4 protein-coding genes are annotated in these 3,083 nt (G+C 63.6%); all 4 read right to left on the reverse strand.

Annotation, left to right across the window (positions count from 1 at the left end):
* A partial coding sequence (mmsB, locus tag D4Q51_RS00055) for a 3-hydroxyisobutyrate dehydrogenase (RefSeq protein ID WP_120075300.1) occupies positions 1 to 656 on the reverse strand: 656 nt, incomplete at its 3' end.
* Positions 657 to 878: 222 nt separating this feature from the next.
* Positions 879 to 1,664: an enoyl-CoA hydratase-related protein gene (locus tag D4Q51_RS00060; RefSeq protein WP_120075303.1), complete on the reverse strand. Its 786-nt coding sequence runs from the start codon at positions 1,662 to 1,664 to the stop codon at positions 879 to 881.
* 16 nt (positions 1,665 to 1,680) lie between these two features.
* Positions 1,681 to 2,160 carry a hypothetical protein gene (locus D4Q51_RS00065; protein ID WP_162925063.1) on the reverse strand — a complete coding sequence of 160 codons (480 nt, stop codon included), beginning with the start codon at positions 2,158 to 2,160 and terminating at the stop codon, positions 1,681 to 1,683.
* Positions 2,161 to 2,165: 5 nt separating this feature from the next.
* The coding region (locus D4Q51_RS00070; protein WP_120075307.1) for an aldehyde dehydrogenase family protein at positions 2,166 to 3,083 on the reverse strand (918 nt) is incomplete at its 5' end.

Here is a 3,083-nt window from a genome sequence, read left to right on the forward strand (position 1 = left end):
ACCGGGCAATAGCTCGTCATGGACCAGCACTGGCCGGAGGAGACGCTGGAAATGTCGTAGAAGGTCTGTGGGTCCAGCCCCAGCTTCTGCGCCATGGCAAAGGCCTCGCAGGTGCCGATCATTTGCACGGCCAGCAGCATGTTGTTGCAGATCTTGGCGGCCTGTCCGTTGCCGGCCTGTCCGGCGTGAATCACCGCCTTGCCCATGCCTTCCAGCACCGGCTTCGCCTTGGCGAAAGCTTCATTGCTGCCGCCAACCATGAAGGTGAGCGTGCCCGCCTCTGCCGCCGCGATCCCGCCGGAAACCGGCGCATCGACCATGGCATAACCCGCGGCCTCCGCAGCCTCAGCCACTTCGCGCGCGGTGGCGACGTCTATGGTGGAGCAATCGAGGAACACCGCGCCCTGCGGCGCCTTGCCGATCACGTCGCTGGTGTAGACCGATTTCACGATCTCGCCGTTCGGCAGCATGGAAACAACCGCGTCCACGCCCTCGCAGGCTTCGGACGCGGAGGTGAAGGTCTCGCAGCCATGCTCTTTCGCGGCGGCCAGCGCCTGTTCGCTGAGGTCGAAGGCACGAACGTCGTGCCCCGCCTTCACGAGGTTCGCGGCCATGCCGCCGCCCATGTTGCCAAGGCCAATGAATGCGATTTTCATTCTACTCTCCACTTTCGCGATATCCGAGGAATCCTCGGAGGACGCTTAAGACGACACAAAAAGTAGCCAATGCCGGAAAGACCAAAAAGGCAACCAGCCACCACAGCACGTTCCCACTGTCTTATTGAACGTTCGCCCAACTGACATACGCCCATGAAAGAAAATGCGCTGCGATAAGCATCACAGCCGCAATGAGCGCCCTCCGTGAAATCAGGCGACCGGTCACCGCCCCTTCCATTCGCCGTCGCGCTTCTCGACGAAGGCCTTCATGCCTTCCACCTTGTCCTCGCTGGCGGTGAGGATCTGGAACAGGCGGCGCTCGTGGGCGAGGCCGTGTTCCAGCGTCGTCTCGAACGCGGCGTTGATCATTTCCTTGTTCGCGATCGCGGCCATCGGCGGCTTGGAGGCAATCGTCTCCGCCGTCTTCATCGCGTCGGTCAGCAATTCGTCATGTGGCACCACGCGCGCCACCAGCCCGGCGCGCTCGGCTTCTTCGGCATCCATCATCCGGCCCGTCAGGCACATTTCCATCGCCTTGGACTTGCCGACAGCGCGGGTGAGGCGCTGCGATCCACCCATGCCGGGCGCGACGCCCAGGTTGATTTCGGGCTGGCCGAATTTCGCCTTGTCGCTGGCGAGGATGAAATCCGCCATCATTGCCAGCTCGCACCCGCCGCCCAGCGCAAAGCCGTTCACGGCGGCGATCCACGGCTTGCGCGTGCCTTTCACCACCTTGCTTTGCCAGGCGGAGAAGAAATCCTCGAGATAGAAGTCCACTGCTTCCTTCTCGACCATTTCCTTGATGTCCGCGCCTGCGGCGAAGGCCTTGTCGCCCGAACCTGTCAGCACCATGCAGCGCTGCGACTTGTCGGCGTCGTAGGCGGCAAAAGCCTCCCCCAGTTCGCGCAGCACGTCGCTGTTGAGCGCGTTCAGCGCCTTGGGACGGTTCAGCGTCACCAGCGTCACGGCGCCGCGTTGTTCGACGAGGATGTTTTCGAAAGTGCTCATGGTTTTCGTCTCCTGTTCAGGATGCGCAGCGTTTACGGATGTTCGTCGGGTCGGCCGGATATTCGATATTCTGCATCACCAGCCGCTCCGGATTGCCTTGCAGGCTGAGGCGGAAGCGGCTGTCCCACGTCTGCCCCTCGCCTTCCATCGCGAGGTCGACTTCCGTGCCGTCAGGCCCAGCGGCAACAGCTTCGACCTCTCCGACGGATTCGTAGAAGATCACACGGTCGGCGGAAATTTCCACCCGCAGGTCCGATGCGGGGTCGCAGCTTCCATCTACGTAGTCCCAGACGCCGCGAAAGCGTGCCGGTATGCCATCGACCTGCGCGGCCTCGCGAATGTCGGACAGCGGCTCTGCGCCGTCTCCGATGCCACCATCGGGCTCTACCGGTATCGCAGTCTCATCGGTTTCGGGCGGCGCATCTGCCGCGTCGTCCTGCGAGCTGCAGGCGGCAAGCGCCATGAGCATCATGGGAACGGCTAGCTTCGCACGCATTGGCATCAGCCCATCGTCGGAATAACGAAGGCGTTGCTACCGTCACCGCCGCCATCGGGCCAGCGCTGGGTGACTTTCTTGGCCTTGGTCCAGAACCTGAGGCCTTCCATGCCGTACTGGTCCGCATCGCCAAAGCCGCTGCGCTTCCAGCCGCCGAAGCTGTGGTAGCTCACCGGCACCGGGATCGGCACGTTGATGCCCACCATGCCCACGTTTACGCGGTGCGCGAACTCGCGCGCGGCGTGGCCGTTGCGGGTGAAGATGGCAACGCCGTTGCCGTACTGGTGCTCGCTCGGCAGCTTGAGCGCGTGCTCGAAATCGTCGGCGCGCACGATCTGGAGGACGGGACCGAAGATCTCTTCCTTGTAGCTTTCCATGTCCGGGGTCACGCGATCCAGCAGGGTCGGGCCGACAAAGAAGCCGTTCTCGTGGCCCTGCAGCGAAAAGCCGCGCCCGTCGATCACCACTTCGCTGCCCTCGGCCTCGGCGGTGTCGATCCACTTCTCGATCCGCGCCTTGTGCTCGGGCGTGACGACCGGGCCGTAGTGCGCTTCGGGATCGTTCGACACGCCGACGCGCAGCGCGTTGATCGCGGGGATCAGCTTTTCCTTCAGGCGCTCCGCCGTCTGTTCGCCCACCGGCACCACCACCGGCAGCGCCATGCAGCGTTCACCCGCAGAGCCGAAGGCCGCGCCGGATAGGTCGTTCACCACCTGGTCGAGATCGGCATCGGGCATCACGATACCGTGGTTTTTCGCTCCGCCCATGGCCTGCACCCGCTTACCAGCGGCCACGCCGCGGTTGTAGACATAGTGCGCGATATCGCTGGAGCCGACGAAGCTGACGGCGGCGATATCCTGATGGTCGAGGATGGCGTCGACCATTTCCTTGTCGCCGTGGACGACCTGCAGCAGCCCCGCGGG

This window comes from Aurantiacibacter odishensis (assembly GCF_003605195.1).
Taxonomy (GTDB): Bacteria; Pseudomonadota; Alphaproteobacteria; order Sphingomonadales; family Sphingomonadaceae; genus Alteraurantiacibacter; species Alteraurantiacibacter odishensis.

Bases quoted from the DNA above. Each gene is read 5' to 3' on its own strand.
- D4Q51_RS00060 (WP_120075303.1), bottom strand. From the start codon at position 1,664: ATGAGCACTTTCGAAAACATCCTCGTCGAACAACGCGGCGCCGTGACG.
- D4Q51_RS00065 (WP_162925063.1), bottom strand. From the start codon at position 2,160: ATGCGTGCGAAGCTAGCCGTTCCCATGATGCTCATGGCGCTTGCCGCC.